This is a genomic window from Micromonospora sp. CPCC 206060, from assembly GCF_036906895.1.
GTDB lineage: Bacteria > Actinomycetota > Actinomycetes > Mycobacteriales > Micromonosporaceae > Micromonospora.
On the sequence record NZ_JBAKHU010000059.1, the window covers coordinates 12,445 to 32,591 of the forward strand.

Consider the following 20,147-nt stretch of genomic DNA (forward strand, 5'->3'; position numbering starts at 1 on the left):
CGTGGGTACCCCGGCACCCCTGGCCGGCACCGGTCGCGTGGCCGGCGCCGCCGCGCTGATCGCCGTACTGACCGTGGTCAGCCGGCTCGCCGGTTTCGGCCGGACGGCCACCTTCACCTGGGTGGTCAGCGACACCGACCTCGGTGACATGTACGTGGTCGCGAACACCGTGCCCAACATCATCTTCGAGATCGTGGCCGGTGGGGCGTTGGCCAGTCTGGTCGTACCACTGCTCGCCGGTGCGGTCGCGGCCGGTGACCGGCCTGCGGTGGCCGCCACCACCGGGGCTCTGCTGACCTGGACGCTGACCCTGCTGGTGCCGCTCGCCGTGCTGGTGGCGCTGTTCGCCCGGCCGATCATCGCGGTCATCGGGGACGACCCGTCGGCGGCCGAGGTGGCCACCGGGGCCCGGATGCTGCGGGTCTTCGCCCCCCAGTTGCCGCTCTACGGCATCGGCATCGTGCTCACCGGGGTGCTCCAGGCGCACCGGCGGTTCGCCTGGCCGGTCATCGCGCCGCTGCTGTCCAGCGTCACGGTGATCGTGGTCTACCTCACCTTCGGGGTCGTGGCCGGCCGGGCGGTGACCATCGGCGAAGTGAGCCGGGCCGGGGAGCTGATCCTCTCCGTCGGCACCACCGTCGGGGTGGTGGTGCTCTCCCTGTCGCTGCTGATCCCGGTGCGTCGGCTGGGACTGCGACTGCGCCCCGGCTACGCGTTCACCGCCGAGGTCCGGGCCCGGGTCGGCGGGTTGGCGCTGGCCGGCGCGGCCACCGTCACCGCCCAGCAGGTCGCCCTGCTGGTCATCCTCAACCGGGTCTCCGGCGGTCCCACCGGCGCCCTGGTCGTCTACAACCTCGCCCAGACGATGTACCTGCTGCCGTGGGCGGTCCTGGCGGTGCCGCTGGCGGTCGCCGCGTACCCGACCCTGGCCGCCGCCGGTTCCAGCGGCGACGAGGACACCTACCGGCGGACCCTCGCCCCGGCGACCCGGGGGGTGCTGCTGCTCAGCAGCCTCGGCGCGGCGGCACTGGCCGGTACCGCGGCACCAGTCGCGGCGTTCTTCTTCACCGGCGCCGGTACGGTCGACGCGGCTGCGGCAGCCATCGCCGGGTTCGCTCCCGGCCTGCTCGGCTACGGCCTGTTCGCGGTGCTCTCCCGGGCGCTCTACGCCAGGGGTGACACCCGGGCCGCGACCGCCGCGATCGTGGCCGGTTGGCTGGTCGTACCGGTCGGCGCGGTGCTCCTCGCCGGGGTGTTCCCGGCCGGTGACCGGGTGCTCGCGGTGGCGCTGGCCAACTCGGTCGGCATGCTCGTCCTCGGTACGCTGCTGCTGGTCGCCGTGGCCCGCCGGGCGGGGCGGCCGGCGCTGGCCGGGTCCGGTCGCGCCGCCGGAGCCGGGTTGGCCGCCGGAGCCACCGCCGCGCTCGCCGGAGCGGGCTGTGCGGCGTGGCTGGCCGCTGGCGGTGACGGGACCCCGACTAAACCCGTCGCGCTGCTACAGGGCATGCTGTCCGCAGTCGTGGTGGTCGCCGTCTTCGTCGCCGTCGCATACCTGCTGGACCGGCCCGACCTGCGTCCGTTGCTCGCCGGCCTGGCCCGCCGGGCCGGTCCGCTGGCCCGCGTCGGCCGGCGTGGCCGGCGGGATCCGGTGGACGGTACCGGTGCGGAGGCGACCGGCCGGGAACGCCGGTGACGGGGAGGAGACGATGGTCCCGGTGAACGCGGGGAGTTCGCAGCCCGGTTGGTCCGGCACGGTGGCTCTGCTGCTCGCCTCCAGCACCGGTGGCGTCGGCCAGCACGTGCTCTCGCTCACCCGGGGACTGGTCGGCTCCGGTGCGTCGGTGATCGTCTGCGGTCCGGCCGCCACCCAGGAACAGTTCGACTTCGTCGGCGCGGGCGCGCGGTTCGTGCCGGTGGAGATCCCGGCCAACCCGACCCCGGCCGACGGTCGGGCCGTCGTGGCGCTGCGCCGGATCATCGCCGCGAGCCAGGTCGACGTGCTGCACGCGCACGGGCTGCGGGCCGGCCTGGTCGCCGCGCTGGCCCGGCCCACCGCCCCTCTCGTGGTCACCTGGCACAACGCGGTCCTCGCCGGTGGCCTGCGGGGCCGGGTGTCCCGACTTGTCGAGCGGGTGGTCGCCCGGGCCGCCCGGACCGCCCTCGGTGCCTCCACCGACCTGGTCGACCGGGCGCGGTCGCTCGGCGCCGCCGACGCCCGGCTGGCCCCGGTGGCCGCCCCGGTCCTGCCGCAGCCCCGCCGACGTCGGGCTGCGGTCCGTGCCGAGTTCGGCGTCACCGCCGACCAGCCGTTGATCCTGTCGGTCGGTCGGCTGCACCCGCAGAAGCGCTACGACCTGCTCGTCGACGCCGCCGCCCGGTGGCGGGACCGGGTACCCCCGCCGGTGGTGGTGATCGCCGGGAGCGGGCCGAGCTACCTCGCGCTCGCCGCGCGGATCTCCGCCGCCCGGGCCCCGGTCACTCTGCTCGGGCACCGCACCGACGTGGCGGACCTGCTCGCCGGCGCCGACCTGGCGGTGGTGACCAGCGACTGGGAGGCCCGGCAGCTCTTCGCCCAGGAGGCGTTGCGGGCCGGGGTGCCACTGGTCGCGACAGCGGTGGGCGGACTGACCGACCTGGTCGGTGACGCCGCCGTGCTGGTGCCGCCGGATGACGTGGACGCGGTCGACACCGCCGTGCGGGGGCTGCTCGACGACGCGGAGCGCCGGTCCGAGCTGTCCCGGCAAGGGTCGGTACAGGCCGCGACGTGGCCGACCGAGGCGGACACCGTGGCCCAACTGGTGGCCCTCTACGCCGAACTCGCCCCGGCTCCGGCCGGCCCGGCCCGGACGGGACGCAACTGATGCTGCGCCGCCTGGTCAGCGCCCTCCTCACCCTCCTCGTCGTCGCGGTCGGCCTGGCCGCGCTGGTGACCCGGCCGGCCACCGGCTCGGCCCCGGCCCGCGCCGACTTCGTCGTCATGGTGGGGGTGGCCGGGCTGCGCTGGGACGACGTCGATCCGCAGACCACCCCGACGCTGTGGGAGATGGCCGGGCGCGGCGCGATCGGCTCGCTGTCGGTCCGTTCGGCCCGCCGCCCCACCTGCCCGGTCGACGGCTGGCTCACCCTGGGCGCCGGGAACTACGCGGCGTGGGACGGCGCCCCGGTTCCTGCTTCGTGCCGCCGCCCGGACGTGACGGTGGAACGACCGGACCGGATCGGCGCGAAGCTGCCCGACCAGGAGACGGTGGTCCTGCACAACCAGGAGAAGCAGCCCTGGGGTGCGGTGCCCGGCGCGCTCGCCGAGTCGGTGCGGTGCACCGTCGCGGTGGGGCCGGGCGCTGCCGTGGCCGCCGCCCGCCCGTTCGGCCGGGTCGACCGGTACGCCCCGACCCTGCCCGAGGATCCGCGCCGGCTGCTCGGGTACTGCCGGTTGAGCATCGTCGACCTCGGGACGGTGGCCGGTGAGGACCCGGCGGTCCGCGCCGCCGCCGCCCGGCGGGCCGACGCCGCCCTCGCCCGGGTGCTCGCCGCCCGACCGGCCCGCTCCCTGGTGCTCGTCGCCGGGATCAGCGACACCGACCGGACCTCCCGGCTGCACGTCGCGGTCGCCGACGGCCCCGGCTGGGACGGCGGCTGGTTGACCTCGCCGACCACCGGACGGGAGGGCTACCTGCAACTGGTCGACCTGGCGCCGACCGCCCTCGCCGCGCTGGGCCGACCGATGCCGGAACGGCTCTTCCTCGGCCGGGCCGCGACCGCCGTACCCGGCCGGCCGGCGGACCTGGCCACCGCCATCGCCCAACCCTTCGACGCCGACCGGGAGGCGCGGGCCCAGAAGCACGTCGCGGACTGGTTCTTCGTCCTGTTGGCCGGTGCCCAGGTGCTCCTCGCGGTGGCGGTGCTGCCGCTGCTGCGGCGCGCCCGGCGGCACGCCGGTCCGGGTGGCCCGCCGCCGGTACCGGCCACCGTGGTGGCCGTGGTGGAGTTGCTGCTGATCGCGGCGGCACTGGCCGTGCCGGCGGCGCTGGTGGCCGATGCGGTCCCCTGGTGGCGGGGCACCCATGCGGGGTGGTACTTCGCGGGCGTGACCGCCGTGCTGCTGGTCACCGCCACCGCCGCCGTCCGGTTCGCCCCCGGGCACGGCCGGACCCTCGGACCGATGGGTGCGGTGGCCGGCCTGGCGGCCCTGGTGGTCGGCGCGGACGTGCTGACCGGCGCGCGGCTGCAACTGAACGGGGTGACCGGCTACTCGGCCCTGCAGGGCGGCCGGTACGCCGGAGTCGGCACGGTCGGACTCGGTGTCTTCGTGGCCGGGGCGCTGCTCAGCGCCGGCTGGCTCGCCCAGCGGGTCCGGCGGACCTGGCGGCCCGCGGTGGTGGTGCTGGTCGGTGTGCTGGCCGTGGTGATCGTGGGCAGCCCGTACCTCGGTGCGGACCCGGTCGGTGCGGTGGCGCTGACCGCCGGGGTGAGCGTCGCCGCCGCGATGAGCAGCGGCGGATGGTTGACCATCGCCCGGGTGACCTGGGCGACCCTGGCCGTTCTCGCGGTGACCGTCGGCTTCGCGGTGGTCGACCTGCGGCGGCCGGTGGAGGAGCGGGGCGCCCTGGGCCGGTTCCTGGGGGCGATCGGCGACGGCACCAGCGGGCTGACCGTGCACCGTTCCGGTGCGGCGAACCTCGATGCCCTGGTGGGCAGCCCGCTGACGGTCCTGGCCGTCACCGGGGCGGTGCTGGTCTGGTTCGCCCTGTTGCAGCCCTGGGGCGGTCTGAAGCGTCTCTTCGGCATCTACCCGGCGATGCGGGCCGCGATGGCCGGGATCGCGGTCGCCGTGCTGATCGCCGGGGTCCTCGGCGGGGCGGCACTGAACGCGGCCGGCGCGGCGGTGGCGCTCACCGTGCCGATGGCGGCGCTGGCCGCCCTCCGGGTGCTCGACCACGCCACCGACCGCACCCAGCCGCCCGGCGCGGAGCAGCCCGCCGCCCCGGCTGCCGATCCATCCACTTCGCCCGCCTCGTCCGGTCCATCCGCCTCATCCGCTTCGCCGGTCTCGCCGGCGTCTTCCGGCCCGTCCGGTTCGGCCGCGTCGTCGGCCTCATCCGGTCCGTCCGGCTCGTCGGCGGCGGGGGCGCCAGCGGGTGGGTCGGCCGGTGGCCGGGGCGCCGTCCGGACCGGGACCGTCCCGGCCCCGACCGGCACCGTCCCGGCGTAGCCTCCGCCGGGAGCAGCGCGTTTCCGGTGGCGTGCGGTACCCGGCGACGGGGGCGGGAGCGGGTGCCGCCCGGGGACCTGTTCACCGAGGTGTTACCGTGGAATCCCGTGGATCGCGTGATCACTTGGCTGATCGGCACGGCGGTCTGCACGACCGCGACAGACGACACGGGAGCAGGCCTTGGCCCCTTCAGCACGGACGACCAGGCACATTTTCGTCACCGGGGGAGTCGCTTCCTCGCTGGGTAAGGGGCTCACCGCCTCCAGCCTCGGCAATCTGCTGACGGCCCGGGGACTGCGGGTGGTGATGCAGAAGCTCGACCCGTACCTGAACGTCGACCCCGGCACGATGAACCCGTTCCAGCACGGTGAGGTCTTCGTCACCGAGGACGGCGCCGAGACCGACCTCGACGTCGGGCACTACGAGCGGTTCCTGGACCGGGCGCTCTCCGGCAAGGCGAACGTCACCACCGGGCAGATCTACTCCGACGTGATCGCCAAGGAGCGGCGCGGGGAGTACCTCGGGGACACCGTCCAGGTGATCCCGCACATCACCAACGAGATCAAGTCGCGGATCCTGGCGATGGCCGACCCGGACGAGGACGGCCGGACCCCGGACGTGGTGATCACCGAGGTCGGCGGCACGGTCGGTGACATCGAGTCGCTGCCCTTCCTGGAGGCGATCCGCCAGGTCCGCCACGACCTCGGCCGGGACAACTGCTTCTACCTGCACGTCTCGCTGGTGCCGTACCTGGCCCCGTCGGGCGAGCTGAAGACGAAGCCGACCCAGCACTCGGTGGCCCAGCTGCGCAACATCGGCATCCAGCCGGACGCGATCGTCTGCCGCTCCGACCGGGACATTCCGGACAAGCTCAAGCACAAGCTCTCGCTCTACTGCGACGTGGACCGCGAGGCGGTGATCGCCGCCCCGGACGCGCCGAGCATCTACGACATTCCGAAGGTGCTGCACCGGGAGGGGCTCGACGCGTACGTGGTGCGCCGGCTCGGGCTCTCCTTCCGGGACGTGGACTGGTCGAGCTGGGACGACCTGCTCGACCGGGTGCACCACCCGCACCACACGGTCCGGGTCGCGCTGGTCGGCAAGTACGTCGACCTGCCCGACGCGTACCTGTCGGTCAGCGAGGCGATCCGGGCGGCCGGTTTCGCCCACCGGGCCCGGGTGCAGCTGCACTGGGTACCGAGCGACGAATGCGTGACCGCTGCCGGGGCGGCCGCCGCGCTGGCCGGCGCGGACGGCATCGTGATCCCCGGCGGGTTCGGGGTACGCGGCATCGAGGGCAAGATCGGTGCGGCCCGGTATGCCCGGGAGAACGGCATCCCACTGCTCGGGCTCTGCCTGGGCCTGCAGTGCATGACCATCGAGGTGGCCCGGCACCTGGCCGGCCTGGAGGGCGCCAACTCGCTGGAGTTCGACGAGGAGGCGAAGCACCCGGTCATCGCCACCATGGCCGACCAGGAGGACATCGTCGCCGGCAAGGGTGACCTCGGCGGCACGATGCGGCTCGGGTCGTACCCGGCGAGGCTGGCCGAGGGCTCGATCGTCGCCGAGGCGTACGGCAGCGCCGAGGTCGACGAGCGGCACCGGCACCGGTACGAGGTCAACAACGCCTACCGGGACGCCCTGACCAAGGCGGGGCTGACCATCTCCGGTACCTCCCCGGACGGCCGGCTGGTCGAGTTCATCGAGTTGGACCGCACGCTGCACCCGTTCTTCGTGGCCACCCAGGCCCACCCGGAGCTCAAGAGCCGACCGACCCGTCCGCACCCGCTCTTTGCCGCCTTCGTCAAGGCCGTGGTGACGTACTCCTCGGCCGACCAGCTCCCGGTGGAGCTGAACGGGCCCGAGCCGGCCGCAGCGGAGCCGTCCGGCGTGGCGGCGGCCGGGGCGGCGGCGACCGACGGCACGGACACCACGGCGGCCAAGGGGCGCGCGGACCGTAACGGCGGGGCGCGGACCGCGAAGGCCGGCTCCGCCTCGTGAGCGCGCAGGAGCACGACTACCAGGTCCGGTCCCGGGTCGAGCGGTACTCCGGCCCGCTGTTCACCCTGGTCACCGATGAGGTGACCATGCCCGGGGGCGGCACGGCGGCCCGGGACTACATCCGGCACACCGGCGCGGTCGGCGTGGTGGCGCTCGACGACGCCGGCCGGGTCGTCCTGCTGCGGCAGTACCGGCACCCGCTGGGCCGGCGGATCTGGGAGTTGCCGGCCGGCCTGACCGACGTCCACGGCGAAGGGTTGGCCGAGGCGGCGGCCCGGGAACTGGCCGAGGAGACCGACCTGACCGCCGGGCGGCTGGACGTCCTGGTCGACCTGCACACCTCGCCCGGGTGCTCCACCGAGCTGGTCCGGATCTTCCTGGCCCGGGAGTTGGGCGAGGTGCCGGCGGCCGAACGGCACGACCGGCACGGCGAGGAGGCCGACCTGACGGTGCACCGGACGGACCTGGACGAGGCGGTCGCCATGGTGCTCTCCGGTGAGATCACCAACGCGCTCTGCGTGGCCGGGCTGCTCGCCGCGGCCCGGGTCCGCGACGCCGGCTGGAAGGGACTGCGATCGGCTGACGCACCGGTGTCGTCCGCCACCACGCCGTAGTCGACGACGTCAGCGTCACCGGGCCGGTGACGCGCCGAGGGGCCGTGCGGTGGATACCGCACGGCCCCTCCGGTCTGTGGGGCTGGTCCGGCTGGATCGCCGGCCGGTGGGTCAGTCGCGCAGCGGCCGGCCCTGCCCGTCGACGCCACCGTTGATCAGGATCAGGATGCCGTCGATGGTGCCCCAGAGGCTGCCGAGGCCGCAGGTCACCAGGGTGACCACGAGCTGGAGGGCGCCGGTCTTGGTGTCACCCATGTAGAACCGGCCGACGCCGAAGCCGCCCAGCACGATGCCGAGCACACCGGCGACGACCTTGCTCTTGTCGGAGACGCCGTAACCGGCTGGCGGGTAATGAGGAGTTGTCATGGGGGGCCACCTTAGTGATCCATTGCGGCGGTGTCCGCAGCGGGAGGTGGCAGTTCGCACGATAATGGGCGAACACTGTCCCAACGGCCAGGCGTCGCTCATGCTCCAGGTGGGCGGTACGCCTGACAGACCGTCAGGGGTGGCCGGTACCGGATGTCACTGTGTTGGTCTTCCGCCCCGGTCAGCGGACCTAGACTGCCGCCGAACGGGACCGGTGGACCGCGGCGGCAACGGAGCCGTCGCGCACCGAGCAGCCGGGAGCGGTGTCCCCGGAGAGAGGTGTCTGCAACGTGAAGGTCGGAATCCCCCGCGAGGTCAAGAACCACGAGTACCGCGTGGCGATCACGCCGGCGGGTGTGAACGAGTTCGTCCGCAGCGGTCACCAGGTCTTCGTCGAGTCCGGCGCCGGGGTCGGCTCCAGCATCACCGATGAGGAGTTCGTGGCGGCCGGCGCCGAGATCCTGCCCACCGCCGACGACGTGTGGGACACCGCCCAGCTGGTGCTCAAGGTCAAGGAACCGGTGGCCGAGGAGTACCACCGGATGCGGCAGGGCCAGGTGCTCTTCACCTACCTGCACCTGGCCGCCTCCAAGGCGTGCACCGACGCGCTGGTCGACCGGAAGGTCACCGGCATCGCCTACGAGACGGTCGAACTGCCGGACCGGTCGTTGCCGCTGCTCGCCCCGATGTCCGAGGTCGCCGGCCGGCTCGCGCCGCAGGTCGGGGCGTACCACCTGCAGCGGCAGGGCGGTGGGCGCGGCATCCTGATGGGTGGCGTCTCCGGGGTGTACGCGGCGAAGACCGTCGTCATCGGTGCCGGTGTGTCCGGCATGAACGCCGCCGCCATCGCCCTCGGCCTACAGGCGGAGGTGCTGCTGCTGGACAAGAACGTCGGGCGGCTGCGCCAGGCCGACGCCATCTACCGCGGCCACCTGCAGACGGTGGCCTCCAACGCGTACGAGATCGAGCGCGCCGTGCTCGACGCCGACCTGGTGATCGGCGCGGTGCTGGTACCCGGTGCGAAGGCCCCGACCCTGATCTCCAACGAGTTGGTCTCCCGGATGAAGCCGGGCAGCGTCCTGGTCGACATCTCCATCGACCAGGGTGGCTGCTTCGAGGATTCCCGGCCCACCACGCACGCCGACCCGACCTACCGGGTGCACGAATCGATCTTCTACTGCGTGGCGAACATGCCCGGGGCGGTGCCGCACACCAGCACCTACGCGCTGACCAACGTGACCCTGCCGTACGCCCTGGAGTTGGCCAACCACGGCTGGCGGGAGGCGCTGCGCCGCGACCCGGCGCTGGCGCTGGGCCTGAACACGCACGACGGTCAGGTCACCTACGGTCCGGTCGCCGAGGCGCACGGCATGCAGGCGCTGCCGCTGGCCGACGCACTGGCCTGAGCCACGGGTGACGGGGAGCACCGCAACGCCGGACACGGCCGGTACGGGCGTCGAGCCCGCACCGGCCCTGCGCCGTGCCGTCCGGGGGTACCTGGACCACCTCACCGTCGAACGTGGCCTGTCGGCCAACACCCTCTCGTCGTACCGCCGGGATCTGGACCGCTACCTGGCGACCCTGGCGGCAGCCGGGGTGACCGACCTGTCGGAGGTCGCCGAGACGGACATCAACGCCCACGTGGCCCGGCTGCGGGAGGGCGACGACACCCACCCACCGCTGGCGGCGGCGTCCGCCGCGCGGGCGGCCAGCGCGCTGCGTGGCCTGCACCGGTTCGCGTTACGGGAGGGGCTGGTCGCCCGGGACGCCAGCCGGGACGTCCGGCCGCCCACCCCGCCCCGCCGGCTGCCCCGGGCCCTGGACGTGGCCGAGGTGGTCCGGCTGCTGGACACCGTCGCGCCCATGAGGGCGGTGGGGGAGCAGGCGCCGCTGGCGCTGCGCGACCGGGCCCTGCTGGAGTTCCTCTACGGTACCGGGGCGCGGATCTCCGAGGCGGTCGGCGCAGCCGTGGACGACCTGGACGCCGAGGCCGGCACGGTACTGCTGCGCGGCAAGGGCGGCCGATCGCGGCTGGTGCCGGTCGGCGGGTACGCCATGGCGGCGCTGGGGGCCTATCTGACCCGGGCCCGACCCGCCCTGGTGGCCGCCGGTCGGGGCACTCCCGCGATCTTCGTCAACGCCCGGGGCGGCGTGCTGTCCCGGCAGAGCGCCTGGATCATCCTGCGCCGCGCGGCGCAGGCCGCCGGGCTGCCGGTGGAGGGGGACCGGGCGGTCTCCCCGCACACCCTGCGCCACTCGTACGCCACCCACCTGCTCGACGGCGGGGCGGACGTACGGGTGGTACAGGAGTTGCTGGGGCACGCCTCGGTGACCACCACCCAGGTCTACACCCTGGTGACCGTGGACCGGCTGCGCGAGGTCTACGCCACCTCGCATCCCCGGGCGGTACCGGGCCGGTCGGGCTCGCGATCCGCCACTGCGGCCGGATGACCTCCGCCACCGGGACGGGATGATCGGCGCGTTCCGCTGCGATGATCGGCTGGTTCGGGCATGATGATCCGTCGTTCCGCGTGCCGTGGGTCGGCCGGACCGGGCATGTCATGATCAAATGGTCCCGGGCGGCGGAACGTCCGGCCGGGGTGGCTGACCGGCCGGTCGGTGCACGGCCACCGGCCGACACGCCGAACGGGTGCGGGTCGGCCTGCGGAACCGTGGCGTACAGTCGGCATCGGCGCGGACCTCGTGGGGCGGCAACCGGGGTTCGTAGCGGCGCCGCGCAGGACGCCGGTCGGCTCCGACGCCGGGTAGTCGTCGGAAGGGGGCGAACAGGACATGGCTGGCAACGGCGACCGCGCCGAGACGTGGACGACGGAACTCCGGGAGCAGCAGGCCTCGCTCGGCGCTGACCTCGGCCCGGCGGACCCGGCGGCCTACACGATGCGCAAGCCGATCCCCGAACCGATGCCCACGGACCGGCACGGACCGGCACGGATCATCGCGATGGCCAACCAGAAGGGCGGCGTCGGCAAGACCACCACCACGATCAACCTGGGTGCCGCGCTGGCCGAGTACGGCCGGCGCGTACTGCTGGTGGACTTCGACCCGCAGGGCGCGCTCTCGGTCGGCCTGGGCGTCAACCCGCACAACCTGGACCTGTCCGTCTACAACCTGCTCATGCAGGACGACGTCACCGCCGAGGATGTGCTGATCAAGACCGATGTGGCCGGGCTGCACCTGCTGCCCGCCAACATCGACCTCTCGGCCGCCGAGATCCAGCTGGTCAACGAGGTCGCGCGGGAGATGGCGCTGGCCCGGGTACTGCGGTCGATCCGCAAGGAGTACGACTACATCCTGATCGACTGCCAGCCGTCGCTGGGCCTGCTCGCCATCAACGCGCTGACCGTGGCGCACGGCGTGCTCATCCCGCTGGAGTGCGAGTTCTTCAGTCTCCGGGGCGTGGCGCTGCTGCTGGACACGATCGACAAGGTGCGCGAGCGGCTCAACTTCGACCTGGAGCTGGAGGGCATCCTCGCCACCATGTACGACAGCCGCACCACGCACTGCCGGCAGGTGCTGCAACGGGTGGTCGAGGCGTTCGGCGACAAGGTCTACCAGACGGTGATCACCAAGACGGTGAAGTTCCCGGAGTCGACCGTGGCGGGCGCGCCGATCACCACCCTCGATCCAGCCTCCTCCGGGGCCCGTAACTACCGCCAACTCGCGCGTGAGGTGATCGCCGCGCAGGCGGAGCGGTAGCCGGGCGATGCGCCAGGCCACCGAGCCCGTCGACTACGGTCGTCGGGTGACCGTACCGGCCCTCGATCCGCCGCACCCCGTCGACGACCCCGTGCAGCGGGCTGCCGCCGGCACACCGGTCGACGGGTCTGCCGGCGTCGACGAGCCGGGCGGTGCCGACGAGGCGGACGGGGGTGCGTCCGGGTTCACCGTCCGGCTGACCAACTTCACCGGACCGTTCGACCTGCTGCTGCAACTCATCGGCAAGCACAAGCTGGACGTCACCGAGGTCGCGCTGCACCGGGTGACCGACGAGTTCATCGCCTACATCCGGGCCATGGGCGACGACTGGGACCTGGACGAGGCGAGCGAGTTCCTGGTCATCGCGGCCACCCTGCTCGACCTGAAGGCCGCCCGGTTGCTACCGGCCGCCGAGGTGGAGGACGAGGAGGATCTTGCCCTGCTGGAGGCCCGGGACCTGCTCTTCGCCCGGCTGTTGCAGTACAAGGCGTTCAAGGAGGCTGCGGCGCACATCGCCGCGCTGGAGGCGGTCGGGTCCCGGCGCTACCCGCGTGCGGTGAGCCTGGAACCGCGGTACGCCGAGGCGCTGCCCGACCTGGTGCTCGGCATCGGGGTGCAGCGACTGGTGAAGCTGGCGGTCAAGGCGATGACCCCGAAGCCGACGCCGGTGGTCTCCATCGACCACGTGCACATGGTCCGGGTGAGCGTCCGGGAGCACGCCGCGATCCTGACCGAGCGGCTGCGCCGGGCCGGTCAGGCCACCTTCACGCTGCTCTGCGCGGACTGCGAGTCGACCCTGGAGGTGGTTGCCCGGTTCCTCGCCCTGCTGGAGCTGTACCGGGAGGGGCTGGTCGGCTTCACCCAGGCCCAGGCGCTCGGGGAGCTGACCGTACGGTGGACCGGTTCGGCGGAGGGTGGCGTCGACCTGGACATCGACGAGTACGCCGGGTTGGAGCCCGCCGCGACGTCCGACGGATCGACCGTAACCGAGGAGGGTGCCGGGTGAACAGCGACGAGCGGGCCGAGTCCCTGGCCGAGCAGGCGGCGGCCTGGGTACCCCCGTGGGCCCGCGAACAGCCCGCCAGCGCGACTCCGGTCCCCGAGCCCGAGCCGGTCCCCGAGCCCGCACCTGCGCCTGCACCCGAGCCCGCACCCGCACCTGCGCCTGCGCCCGCACCGGCCCCCACTGATCTTGGTGACAAACGGCCCCCGGAGGGGCCGAAATCCGCCAAGATCGCCAAGTCCGGGCCGGAGCGGGCCGGGCGGACACCCGCTCCGGCGCCGGTCGGGAGCCTGGACGACGGCGAACTGCGTGGCGCCCTGGAGGCGATCCTGTTGGTGGTGGACGAACCGGTCAGCGAGCTGACCCTGGCCCAGGTGCTCGACGAGCCGGTGGCCCGGGTGGCCGCCGCCCTCGACAGCATCTCGGCCGGCTACACGAACGCCGGGTACGGCTTTGAACTGCGCCGGGCCGCCGGTGGCTGGCGGCTCTACACCCGCCCGGAATACGCCAGCCACGTCGAGCGGTTCGTGCTGGACGGGCAGACGGTCCGGCTCACCCAGGCCGCGCTGGAGACCCTGGCCGTGATCGCCTACCGGCAGCCGGTTACCCGGTCCCGGGTCTCCGCGGTACGCGGTGTCAACTGTGACGGGACGATCCGTACCCTTGTCACGCGCGGCCTGGTCGAGGAGTGCGGCACCGAACCGGACAGCGGCGCCTTCCTCTACCGGACCACCACCCTGTTTCTGGAGAAGCTCGGGCTCAACTCGCTCGACGAGTTGCCGTCCCTCGCCCCCTTCCTCCCCGACGACGTAGAAGAGCTGACCGATGCGACGCGATGACCGCACCACCCGATCCGCCACCCCCGTCGAGGGCGCCGAACGCCTCCAGAAGGTGCTCGCCGCCGCCGGGGTCGGATCCCGTCGGGCCTGCGAGGACCTGATCTTCCGGCGCCGGGTCACCGTCGACGGCCGGGTCGCCCAGCTCGGCGACAAGGTCGACCCGGCCACCGCGGTGATCCAGGTGGATGGGGAACGGGTGGTCGCCGACACCCGGCTGGTCTACCTGGCGATGAACAAGCCCCGTGGGGTCGTCTCGACGATGGACGACGAGAAGGGGCGTACCGCGCTGGCCGACTTCCTCGACCGGGTCGAGCAGCGGGTCTACCACGTCGGCCGACTCGACGCGGACAGCGAGGGCCTGCTGCTGCTCACCAACGACGGTACGCTCGCCCACCGGCTGATGCACCCGTCGTACGGGGTGCCGAAGACCTACCTCTGCGAGGTGGCCGGTCCGCTGCCACGCAACGTCGGCCGGCGGCTGATGGCCGGCGTGGAACTGGAGGACGGCCCCGCCAAGGTCGACTCCTTCCGGGTGGTGGACACCCTGGGAAAGACCGCCCAGGTGGAGCTGACCCTGCACGAGGGGCGCAAACACATCGTCCGGCGACTGCTCGACGAGGTGGGGTACCCGGTATCCCGGCTGGTCCGTACCGCCATCGGGCCGATCCGCCTCGGTGACCTGCGCGCGGGTCGGACCCGCCGGCTCACCAACGCCGAGGTCGCCGCGCTGTTCAAGGCGGTCGGTGACTGACCCGTACGGGTCGGGTAAACCACAACGGTAGGCTCCCGGGCGGTCGACGGTGGGCCGATGCCGGTATGGGCGATACGTCGGCCAGTATGGGCGATACGTCGGCCAGTATGGGCGGTACGTCGGCCGGTATGGGCGGTACGTCACCCGTGGGCGACGGCGGTCGGGGCCCGTGCCGGGGCGCGGGGCATGATGGACAACGGCAGACGGAGCGGAGAAGGAGGAACGGTGGCGGAGAACGTACGAACCGGGCGGTGTGTGGTCGCAGTGGACGGCCCGTCCGGTTCGGGGAAGTCCACCGTCTCCCGGCGACTGGCCACCCAGCTCGCCGCCCGTTACCTGGACACCGGGGCGATGTACCGGGCGGTCACCTGGGCGGTGCTGCGCTCCGGCGTCGACCTGACCGACCCGATGGCGGTGGCGAAGGTCGCCGCCGAGGCGGACCTGGTGATCGGCACCGACCCGGCCGGGTACCCGGTGACCGTGGACGGGGTCGGCGTCGAGGCGGCGATCCGGGGTCCGGAGGTCACCCGGGCGGTCTCCGCCGTCTCCGCGGTACCAGCCGTGCGGGCCCTGCTGGTCGCCCGCCAGCGCGACATGATCACCACCGCCGGTCGGATCGTGGTCGAGGGACGGGACATCGGCTCGGTGGTCGCCCCCGACGCGGACCTGAAGGTCTACCTGACCGCCTCCGCCCACGCGCGCGCCCGGCGGCGCAGCGCCGAGGACGCCAGTGACGTCGCGGCGACCGCCGCCGACCTGGCCCGCCGGGACCGACTGGACTCGACCCGCGCCGCCGACCCGCTGCGGCAGGCACCGGACGCCGTCGAGCTGGACACCACCGAACTCGGCATCGACGAGGTCGTCGCCCGGCTGCGGGAACTTCTGAACAGCAAGGGAATCGAATGAGGGAGCGCGGCGCACGGATGCCGACCGACGAGGGCATGAACACCGATGCCGGCTGGGTCGAGCTGACCGAACCCGACGTGGAGACCGAGGACACCGGTCCGGTACCGGTGGTGGCCGTGGTCGGCCGCCCCAACGTGGGCAAGTCGACGCTGGTCAACCGGATCATCGGTCGCCGGCAGGCGGTCGTCGAGGACGTCCCCGGGGTCACCCGGGACCGGGTCCCGTACGACGCGCAGTGGTCCGGCCGGCAGTTCACCGTGGTGGACACCGGCGGCTGGGAGCCGGACGCCCGGGACCGGGCGGCAGCGATCGCCGCGCAGGCCGAGGCGGCCGTGGTCACCGCCGACGTGGTCCTCTTCGTGGTCGACGCGGTCGTCGGGTCCACCGACGTCGACGAGGCGGCGGTACGGATGCTGCGCCGCAGCGCCAAGCCGGTGCTGCTGGTGGCGAACAAGGCCGACAACGCGGCGGTGGAGGTCGAGGCGACCTCGCTCTGGTCGCTCGGCCTCGGCGAGCCGTACCCGGTCTCCGCCCTGCACGGGCGAGGCTCCGGTGACCTGCTCGACGCGATCCTGGCGGCACTGCCGGAGGCCCCGGCGATCGTCGAGAACCGCCCGCGGGGTCCTCGCCGCGTCGCCCTGGTCGGCCGCCCCAACGTGGGTAAGTCGAGCCTGCTCAACCGGTTGGCCCGGGAGGAACGGGCGGTGGTCGACTCGATCGCTGGTACCACCGTCGACCCGGTGGACAGCCTGGCGGAGATCGGCGGCGAGACCTGGCAGCTGGTCGACACCGCCGGGCTGCGCAAGCGGGTCGGCCAGGCCAGCGGCACGGAGTACTACGCGAGCCTGCGGACCGCCGCCGCGATCGAGGCCGCCGAGGTGGCCATCGTGCTGCTGGACGCCAGCGAGCCGATCAGTGAGCAGGACCAGCGGATCCTGTCCATGGTGACCGAGACCGGCCGGGCGCTGGTGATCGCCTTCAACAAGTGGGACCTGGTCGACGCCGATCGGCGCTACTACCTGGACAAGGAGATCGAGCGGGAGCTGCGCCGCATCCCGTGGGCGATCCGGGTGAACGTGTCGGCGAAGACCGGCCGCGCGGTGGACAAACTCGCCCCGGCGCTGCGGACCGCGCTGGCCAGCTGGGAGACCCGGGTACCCACCGGACAGCTCAACCAGTGGCTCACCGCCCTGGTGCAGGCCACCCCGCACCCGGTGCGCGGCGGCCGGGCACCGAAGATCCTCTTCGCCACCCAGGCGGGTACCTGCCCGCCCCGGTTCGTGCTGTTCACCACCGGTCCGCTGGACGCCGGTTACCAGCGTTTCGTCGAGCGCAAGCTGCGCGAGGAGTTCGGCTTCGAGGGCAGCCCGGTGGAGGTGTCGGTACGCCCGCGCAAGAAGCTCGGCCCGGGTGGGCGGGGCAAGGCGCACGGCTGATCCGGTACGCCCCGACGGCGCCGGGAGGGACCATCCCTCCCGGCGCCGTTTGCGTTCCGCCGCAACCCCTCCAACCTATCATCCTAGGATGATCTAGGGGTTGTGAGGTGCCTGCGCGGCACGCCGATGATGCGGGTGGGGCCTGTGCACACGGCCCACCCGATTGCGCTACGCTGTACCGGCTGCCACGCGGGGAACTGCGAGGAGTGGTAGCGGGACGTGGCGCAGTTTGGTAGCGCACTTGACTGGGGGTCAAGGGGTCGTCGGTTCGAATCCGGCCGTCCCGACAGACACAAAGCCCTGACCAGCCAAAAGCCGGTCAGGGCTTTGATCTTCTTCTATAAAGTTTTGACCTCCCCCGAAAACCCCCCATTTACCAGGGTGGGCAACCAGGTTTGTCATCCATGTGCATCGTCGTGTTCTCCGGGTGCGGGACGCCCGTTGCGGTCGGTGCCGAGGCGTTCAAGGATGTCGGATACGTCTGGGGCTTGGACGGGTTTGGCGATGTAGTACGTGTCGGGTGTCACCCGATGTCCCGTGACCTGCGGCAACGGGACAATCCTTGGGTGACAAGCGGGTGACTACTTGGTCCAGATGAAGATTCGCTCGTCTTCCGGCGCGTGGACAAGGGCGTGAGTCCCGAACACTACCCACGCGTCGAAGTCAGGGATCCAGGCGAAGGTGTCGGGGTTCGACCGATCCGTCCCTCGACTCCTTGTCCAAGGCGTCGGGGGTGGCCGTCTCCTCCTCGGACAGCCCTCCTTCCTGGTGCGATCGCCACCCCCGGTGGGTATAGCGCTTGGTGCGCAAGCTGTCGCACAAAATGATCGCCATGCGGCGGCTATGCCGCGACAAGCTTCGAGCTCTACACGACAAGGTCGATACAGCGCTCCCACCTGAGGACTTTTCTCTACCCTGGAGGCGTATCAGTGGATGCCACCAGTCGCCGGCCTACCCCGGCAGACCCGACCCCCCATTTGACCCCCGAGGCTCAGGTGCCAAGCGGGATGGTGCGGGATCTGCCTCCCGAGTTGGGGCCGAATGCGATAGCGGTGTTGCAGGGACATACGTTCATGTATTCCGATGCCGTGGGCGACGTGGCCCCGGGCTCGATCGGTGGGCTGGTGCACAACGACACGCGCATTGTCAACCGCTGGGAGTTGACGGTCAACGACGCGCCGCTGCTGGTCCTGAGTTCGGGCGCGGTCGAGCCGTACTCGGCGGTGTTCTTCCTGACCAACCCCGAACTGGCGGACGTGCAGGCGAATCACGTGGGGGTGCGGCGGCAGCGCTTCCTCGACGGTGGCCTGCACGAACGCATCCACGTGCAGAGTTTCGCCGCAGACCCGGTGTCGCTCCAGATACGCCTCGTCGTCGGAACCGACTTCGCGGACCTCTTCGAGATCAAGGAGACGGTCCGGGACAGGTCGGCGAACATCAGCCGCTCGCACGCTCAGGACGGCTCCTGGCTGCAGCTCACCTACCGCAACGGTTCTTTCGAAGCGTGTACGAGGGTGGAGGCGGATCCGCCCGCCCACCGGGTGGAGGGGGACGCGCTGGTGTGGGACCTTCGCCTGGAATTGAACCAGGAGTGGCGGTGCGAGCTGCACGTACCGCTGCGCGTGGGACAGGAGGAGGTGCGACCGCTGCGCCGCGACTTCGACAAGGTGTTCGGCGGCTGTGTGTCGGACCGAGCCGCCCAGTGGCGAACTGTTGCGCCGGAGTTGCGCTCCGACGACAACACCCTGGACGAGGTGTGGAACAAGACGACAGTCGACCTGTTCGCGCTGCTGATCGAAGTTCGACACCCCGAGCGGACGGGCGTCCTCTTCGCTGCTGGAATGCCCTGGTTCCTGACCCTCTTCGGTCGGGACATTCTGATCATGTGCTTTCAGACGCTGAGCTTCAGCCCACGCGCCTCGCGGCAGGCCCTGTTGTCGCTCGCCGAGATGCAGGGCACAAAGATCGACGGCTTCAGCGACGAGGAACCTGGCAAGATCATGCACGAGATCCGCAACGGCGAGCTGACCCAGCTTGGCCTCAAACCCCACAACCCCTACTACGGGTCCGCCGACGCCACCCAACTGTGGCTGATCCTGCTGTCAGAGTACTGGCGGTGGGCTCGAGAGGACGAGTTTGTCCGGGGGCTACGTGACCACGCATACGCGGCGCTGCGGTGGATCGACGAGTACGGTGACCGCGACGGCGACGGATACGTCGAGTACGCCACCCGCTCACCCCAGGGGCTGGGAAACCAGTGCTGGCGCGACTCGTGGGACGGGGTACGGTTCGCCGACAGCAGCCTTCCGGTGCTGCCGATCGCAACCTGCGAGATCCAGGGCTACACCTACGACGCGAAGCTGCGGGCGGCCGAACTGGCCGACGGACCGTTCGACGACCCGGAACTCGCGCGGCGGCTACGCGCCGAGGCCAACCAACTGTACGAACGCTTCAACCGGGATTTCTGGATCGACGACCGCGGCGGCTTCTATGCCCTCGGGCTGGACGGGGACAAACGCCAAATCGACTCGATGACCTCCAACATGGGCCACCTGCTGTGGAGCGGCATCGTCCCGCCGGACCGGGCGGCGATCGTAGCCCGCCAACTCATGTCCGACCAGATGTTCTCCGGCTGGGGCATACGCACCACCTCCACCGCCGAACGCGGCTACAACCCGATCGGCTACCACATGGGCACCGTCTGGCCGCACGACAACTCACTCATCGCCCACGGACTCGCCCGCTACGGCTTCCGACAGGAGGCGAACCGGATCATCATGGCGATGCTGGAAGCGGCGGCGTTCTCCGGCTACCGGCTGCCCGAGGCATTCTCCGGCTACGACCGATCCTTCGGCCAGGCACCTGTGCCATACCCGACCGCCTGCAACCCGCAGGCATGGGCGAGCGGCGCCCCGAGGCTCTTTGTGCGCACCATGCTCGGCCTCGACGCCCGCGACGGCCAACTCATCCTCAACCCCGACATCCCACCGGAGGTCGGACGGATCGCGTTGACCGGCACACACGCCTTCGGCAAGCTGTGGGATATAGAGGCCGTCGGCACCCAGTCACACGTCCGCCTCTCCCCAAAAGAGTTCCTCCTCAACCCACCCCTGCCCGACGCCACCGCAGACCGTGCGTGACCTTCGAATACCGACGACGACCTGATACACCAGGTCCACGGCACGGCACGGAGACAGGCAGCCGCCATGCCGCCAAGGGGGCGAGCAGGTACGCCACCGGCTGGTCAAGTCCTGTGGAGTGGTGTTTAGCGGTTGTTGCGTGATCGTTTGTTGTTCGGTGGGTTG

15 protein-coding genes and 1 tRNA gene are annotated in these 20,147 nt (G+C 72.0%); 15 read left to right on the top strand and 1 reads right to left on the bottom strand.

Features of this window, described 5'->3' with window-relative positions:
- The first annotated feature begins 1 nt into the window (after position 1).
- The 5 genes from murJ to V6U90_RS26415 all read left to right on the top strand — a co-directional run bounded on the left by murJ (position 2) and on the right by V6U90_RS26415 (position 7,824).
- Positions 2-1,693 (top strand): murein biosynthesis integral membrane protein MurJ, encoded by a 1,692-nt coding sequence (murJ, locus tag V6U90_RS26395; protein ID WP_334442077.1) that lies wholly within the window; start codon positions 2-4, stop codon positions 1,691-1,693.
- A gap of 13 nt (positions 1,694-1,706) precedes the next feature.
- Positions 1,707-2,861: a glycosyltransferase family 4 protein gene (locus tag V6U90_RS26400; protein ID WP_334442117.1), complete on the top strand. Its 1,155-nt coding sequence runs from the start codon at positions 1,707-1,709 to the stop codon at positions 2,859-2,861.
- Positions 2,861-5,209 carry a hypothetical protein gene (locus tag V6U90_RS26405; protein WP_334442080.1) on the top strand — a complete coding sequence of 783 codons (2,349 nt, stop codon included), beginning with the start codon at positions 2,861-2,863 and terminating at the stop codon, positions 5,207-5,209. The genes V6U90_RS26400 and V6U90_RS26405 overlap by 1 nt, the downstream gene beginning before the upstream one ends.
- 180 nt (positions 5,210-5,389) lie before the next feature.
- Positions 5,390-7,210: a CTP synthase gene (locus V6U90_RS26410; protein ID WP_334442084.1), complete on the top strand. Its 1,821-nt coding sequence runs from the start codon at positions 5,390-5,392 to the stop codon at positions 7,208-7,210.
- Positions 7,207-7,824 (top strand): NUDIX hydrolase, encoded by a 618-nt coding sequence (locus V6U90_RS26415; protein ID WP_334442086.1) that lies wholly within the window; start codon positions 7,207-7,209, stop codon positions 7,822-7,824. The genes V6U90_RS26410 and V6U90_RS26415 overlap by 4 nt, the downstream gene beginning before the upstream one ends.
- 111 nt (positions 7,825-7,935) lie before the next feature.
- Here the strand turns inward: V6U90_RS26415 and V6U90_RS26420 are convergent, their stop codons facing one another.
- Positions 7,936-8,190 (bottom strand): TM2 domain-containing protein, encoded by a 255-nt coding sequence (locus V6U90_RS26420; protein WP_334442089.1) that lies wholly within the window; start codon positions 8,188-8,190, stop codon positions 7,936-7,938.
- Between the two features lie 290 nt (positions 8,191-8,480).
- Between V6U90_RS26420 and ald the strand changes: the two genes are divergently transcribed.
- The 10 genes from ald (at position 8,481) to V6U90_RS26475 (ending at position 19,982) form a co-directional block, all read left to right on the top strand.
- Entirely contained in the window at positions 8,481-9,596 is a 1,116-nt protein-coding gene (gene ald, locus V6U90_RS26425; protein ID WP_334442092.1) for an alanine dehydrogenase, read from the top strand.
- 7 nt (positions 9,597-9,603) lie between these two features.
- Positions 9,604-10,641: a site-specific tyrosine recombinase XerD gene (locus V6U90_RS26430; protein ID WP_334442094.1), complete on the top strand. Its 1,038-nt coding sequence runs from the start codon at positions 9,604-9,606 to the stop codon at positions 10,639-10,641.
- Between the two features lie 342 nt (positions 10,642-10,983).
- Positions 10,984-11,907: a ParA family protein gene (locus V6U90_RS26435; protein ID WP_208815296.1), complete on the top strand. Its 924-nt coding sequence runs from the start codon at positions 10,984-10,986 to the stop codon at positions 11,905-11,907.
- A 7-nt stretch (positions 11,908-11,914) separates the two neighbouring features.
- Positions 11,915-12,913 carry a segregation and condensation protein A gene (locus tag V6U90_RS26440; RefSeq protein WP_334442099.1) on the top strand — a complete coding sequence of 333 codons (999 nt, stop codon included), beginning with the start codon at positions 11,915-11,917 and terminating at the stop codon, positions 12,911-12,913.
- Positions 12,910-13,749, top strand: a complete 840-nt coding sequence (gene scpB / locus V6U90_RS26445; protein ID WP_334442102.1) for an SMC-Scp complex subunit ScpB — start codon at positions 12,910-12,912, stop codon at positions 13,747-13,749. The genes V6U90_RS26440 and scpB overlap by 4 nt, the downstream gene beginning before the upstream one ends.
- On the top strand, positions 13,736-14,500 hold the full coding sequence (locus V6U90_RS26450; protein ID WP_334442104.1) for a pseudouridine synthase: 765 nt from the start codon (positions 13,736-13,738) through the stop codon (positions 14,498-14,500). The genes scpB and V6U90_RS26450 overlap by 14 nt, the downstream gene beginning before the upstream one ends.
- Positions 14,501-14,725: 225 nt before the next feature.
- Entirely contained in the window at positions 14,726-15,406 is a 681-nt protein-coding gene (cmk, locus tag V6U90_RS26455; protein WP_334442107.1) for a (d)CMP kinase, read from the top strand.
- Positions 15,407-15,441: 35 nt separating this feature from the next.
- Positions 15,442-16,842, top strand: a complete 1,401-nt coding sequence (gene der / locus V6U90_RS26460; RefSeq protein ID WP_334442119.1) for a ribosome biogenesis GTPase Der — start codon at positions 15,442-15,444, stop codon at positions 16,840-16,842.
- A 213-nt stretch (positions 16,843-17,055) separates the two neighbouring features.
- Positions 17,056-17,129 (top strand) — tRNA-Pro (locus V6U90_RS26465).
- A 720-nt stretch (positions 17,130-17,849) separates the two neighbouring features.
- The gene (locus V6U90_RS26475) at positions 17,850-19,982 is read left to right on the top strand and encodes an amylo-alpha-1,6-glucosidase (RefSeq protein WP_334442110.1); all 2,133 of its coding nucleotides are present in this window, start codon (positions 17,850-17,852) and stop codon (positions 19,980-19,982) included.
- Positions 19,983-20,147 lie beyond the last annotated feature (165 nt).

Coding starts and splice junctions, on each gene's coding strand:
- V6U90_RS26405 (WP_334442080.1), top strand. CDS start 2,861: ATGCTGCGCCGCCTGGTCAGCGCCCTCCTCACCCTCCTCGTCGTCGCG.
- V6U90_RS26400 (WP_334442117.1), top strand. CDS start 1,707: ATGGTCCCGGTGAACGCGGGGAGTTCGCAGCCCGGTTGGTCCGGCACG.
- V6U90_RS26435 (WP_208815296.1), top strand. CDS start 10,984: ATGGCTGGCAACGGCGACCGCGCCGAGACGTGGACGACGGAACTCCGG.
- V6U90_RS26440 (WP_334442099.1), top strand. CDS start 11,915: ATGCGCCAGGCCACCGAGCCCGTCGACTACGGTCGTCGGGTGACCGTA.
- V6U90_RS26420 (WP_334442089.1), bottom strand. CDS start 8,190: ATGACAACTCCTCATTACCCGCCAGCCGGTTACGGCGTCTCCGACAAG.
- V6U90_RS26475 (WP_334442110.1), top strand. CDS start 17,850: ATGGTGCGGGATCTGCCTCCCGAGTTGGGGCCGAATGCGATAGCGGTG.
- der (WP_334442119.1), top strand. CDS start 15,442: ATGAACACCGATGCCGGCTGGGTCGAGCTGACCGAACCCGACGTGGAG.
- V6U90_RS26450 (WP_334442104.1), top strand. CDS start 13,736: ATGCGACGCGATGACCGCACCACCCGATCCGCCACCCCCGTCGAGGGC.